This window comes from Dietzia sp. DQ11-38-2 (genome assembly GCF_014145055.1).
GTDB lineage: Bacteria > Actinomycetota > Actinomycetes > Mycobacteriales > Mycobacteriaceae > Dietzia.
Genome location: NZ_JAALDW010000446.1, coordinates 159 through 3639, shown reverse-complemented (window position 1 = coordinate 3639; position 3481 = coordinate 159). Strand labels below are relative to the sequence as shown.

Sequence of the window (3481 nt, the reverse complement as noted above, 5' to 3'; positions counted from 1 at the left end):
TCCCGCCGAGAACACCACGAACGCCGCGTCGACGACCGTGGTGACGCCCTCGTCGTCGGTCAGCCGGACGGATACGCCGTCTGCCGTCTCGGTGATCTCCGTTCCGGTGATCGAGAGGTGGATCTCGATCCCGAGGTCACGGATGAGCGAGGCCAGAACATGCCCGCCCCCGGCGTCGACCTGCAGCGGCATGAGCCGGTCGTTGCGCTCCACCACGTGTGGCGTGAGCCCGAGCAGGCTCACCGCGTTGGCGGCCTCGAGCCCGAGCAGACCGCCGCCGATCACCACCCCGTGGGAGCCGGCCCCGGCGCGTTCGGCGGCCGCGCGGATCCCGTCGAGATCGTCGAGGGTGCGGTAGACGTGGCACCCCGGCAGGTCGTGGCCGGGTACGGGCGGGACGAACGCCCGCGACCCCGTCGCGAGGACCAGTGTGTCGTAGGCGATCCGCTCACCCGACGTCAGTTCGACCTCGCGGACCTCGCGGTCGATCGAGGTGACCAGCTGGCCTGATCGCACGGTCACCCGGGGGTCGGCCGCGTGCTGCGCGTCCTCGAGGTGCAGCGACTCGCGGTCCCACTCACCGACGTAGGAGGACAGGCCCACGCGGTCGTACGCCGGGTCCGACTCCTCGCCGATCACCGTCACGGTGAGATCGGCGGTGGCCCACCGGGATGCGAGGGTGGAGACGAACCGATGGGCGACCATTCCGTGCCCGACGACGACGATGTGCTCGGTCATGGGGGGACCTCCTTCTAGCCTGTGCCGACCAGGCTAGGAACCGCGTGTTGCCGTTCAATGGCGGCGGATCACGGCGCCGTGACGACTTGCTCACAGGTCGAGGGACGCCGGGTGAGGACCCCGTGGGGTGGCGGGAGGAGGGCCCCGCAGAGGGGGCCGGGTCAGTCCAACGGGAGGAGGTTGGTGGGGGTCTGGGACACCTCGTCGACCCGATCGAGCTTCTGGCGCAGGGACTCCCACTCACCGGCGGGGATCTCCCTCGTCAGTCGCCGGAGGACGGCGGTATCCGGGGTGGCCCACGCGACGGGCATGGGGGAGATGAACTGGTACAGGTTGTCGGCGCCGCGGGCGCTGCGGTTACCCACCACCGCGACGCAGGGGACCCGCTCGCCCACACGGGCCTCGTGACCGGGGATCTTCTCGCAACTGCGGACCGCCAGGGCGGGCAGCGTGCCGGCGGATCGGTCGACGGCGCGGTCGACCAGGGCCAGCAGCGTCACTCCGCGCGGTCGGACCTCCGCGACGATCGCCGGGACCAGTTCCGAGGTGGCGTAGGTGTGCGCCATCGACCCCATCTTGCGGGGGATGTACCAGATCATCGCCAGGCACCCGATCGCGAAGACCCCGGCCACGGTGGCGACGATCCACCCCCATGCGGCCAGCTCGGAGTACAGGAGCATCCCGGCCCCCGCGGCGAGGACGACGACGCCGAGGACGCCCGCCGACCACTGGAGGCGACGCACCTCGGCCAGGCTCTCGTTGTTCCTGCGGACCCAGGCGTCGTCGACGGGGAAGTCGGCGAGGCGGTACTGCTCGTGCGGCGTGCGGGAGGTGCGGTCTGAGGCCATGGGTCCAGTATCCCAGGCGTCGCGGGGCGGGCGCGGCGACCAGGGTGGTCCGTGTGCCCTCAACCGACCTCGGGCAGGTCCGGTCCGAGCAGGTCGTCGGCGTCGACGATCCGGTACGCGTACCCCTGCTCGGCGAGGAAACGCTGGCGGTGGGCCGCGTACTCGGCGTCGAGGGTGTCCCGGGAGACCACCGAGTAGAAGTGGGCCTGCCCGCCGTCCTGCTTGGGACGGAGGAGTCGTCCGAGCCGCTGCGCCTCCTCCTGACGGGAGCCGAAGGTCCCGGAGACCTGGACCGCCACGCTCGCCTCGGGCAGGTCGATGGAGAAGTTCGCGACCTTGGACACCACGAGGGTGGAGATCTCCCCGGAACGGAAGGCGTCGAACAGTGCCTCCCGTTCCTTGGTGGGCGTGGAGCCCTGGATGACCGGTGCGTCGAGCTCGCCCCCGAGCTGCTCCAGCTGGTCGAGGTAGGCGCCGATCACCAGGGTCGGCGCGCCCGCGTGCCGGGCGAGGATGCTCTTGACCACCGCGGTCTTGGTCCGCGCGGTCGAGCACAGTTTGTACTTGTCCTCCGCCTCGGCGGTGGCGTACATCATGCGTTCGTTCTCGGTGAGCGTCACGCGCACCTCCACACAGTCGGCCGGGGCGATCCATCCCTGTGCCTCGATGTCCTTCCAGGGGGCGTCGTATCGCTTGGGGCCGATGAGGGAGAACACGTCCCCTTCCCGTCCGTCCTCGCGCACCAGGGTGGCGGTGAGCCCGAGTCGGCGACGCGACTGCAGGTCCGCGGTCATCCGGAAGACCGGTGCCGGGAGCAGGTGCACCTCGTCGTAGATCATCAGCCCCCAGTCACGGGAATCGAACAATTCGAGTGCGCGGTGCACGCCCTTGGTCTTGCGGGTGACGACCTGGTAGGTGGCGATGGTGACCGGGCGGATCTCCTTGCGCTCACCCGAGTACTCGCCGATCTCGTCCTCCGTGAGCGTGGTGCGGGCGAGCAGTTCGCGTTTCCACTGCCGCCCGGCGACGGTGTTGGTCACGAGGATGAGCGTCGTGGCCTTGGCGCGGGCCATCGCCGCGGCACCGACCATGGTCTTGCCGGCGCCACAGGGCAGCACGACGACACCGGACCCGCCGGCCCAGAAGGAGTCCGCCGCCATCTGCTGGTAGTCGCGCAGCTCCCAGGGCTCGGACTCGGTGGACAGCGCGATCTCGTGCGCCTCGCCGTCGACGTACCCGGCCAGGTCCTCGGCCGGCCATCCCACCTTGAGCAACTCCTGCTTGAGGCGGCCGCGCTCGGAGGGGTGGACGATCACGGTGTCCGCGTCGATCTGGGCGCCGAGCATCGGGGCGATCTTCTTGTGCCGTCTGACCTCGGCGAGCACGGCGGCGTCCAGCGAGATCAACGTCAGACCGTGGACCGGGCTCTTGACCAGTTGGAGGCGGCCGTAGCGGGCCATCGTGTCCGCGATGTCGACGAGCAACGGCTGAGGGACGGGGAAACGGGAATAGGTGACCAGTACGTCGACGACCTGCTCGGCGTCGTGCCCGGCGGCCCGCGCGTTCCACAGGGCGAGCGGCGTGATCCGGTAGGTGTGCACGTGCTCGGGCGCGCGCTCGAGTTCGGCGAACGGTGCCAGGGCCTGTCGGGCGTCGCCTGCCTGGTCGTGGTCGATCTCCAGCAGCACGGTCTTGTCCGACTGGACGATCAGCGGTCCACCACTCACTTCGGTTCTCCTCGCGTGTCGCGGGTCCGGTCGGGCCCGACCCTCCAGTGTCCCGAATTTCGCCTCAGCGTGTCGGGTCGACGTCCGCGACGGAGATCACGCGGTGCAGCGGCAGGCTCACGGCCTCGGCGGAGTCGGGCTCGATTCCCTCGATCCGTCCCCCTGCGA

General features: G+C 70.2%; 3 protein-coding genes. All 3 read right to left on the bottom strand.

What is annotated here, in order from left to right; all coding sequences use genetic code 11:
* Positions 1 to 738 (bottom strand): FAD-dependent oxidoreductase (locus G6026_RS14255; protein WP_182613560.1); only part of this gene is annotated, 738 nt, incomplete at its 3' end.
* 161 nt (positions 739 to 899) lie between these two features.
* Positions 900 to 1586 (bottom strand): DUF3239 domain-containing protein, encoded by a 687-nt coding sequence (locus tag G6026_RS14250; RefSeq protein WP_107755834.1) that lies wholly within the window; start codon positions 1584 to 1586, stop codon positions 900 to 902.
* Positions 1587 to 1645: 59 nt separating this feature from the next.
* Positions 1646 to 3313, bottom strand: coding sequence for a DNA repair helicase XPB (locus G6026_RS14245; RefSeq protein WP_107755835.1), 1668 nt, complete (start codon positions 3311 to 3313; stop codon positions 1646 to 1648).
* Positions 3314 to 3481: the final 168 nt, after the last annotated feature.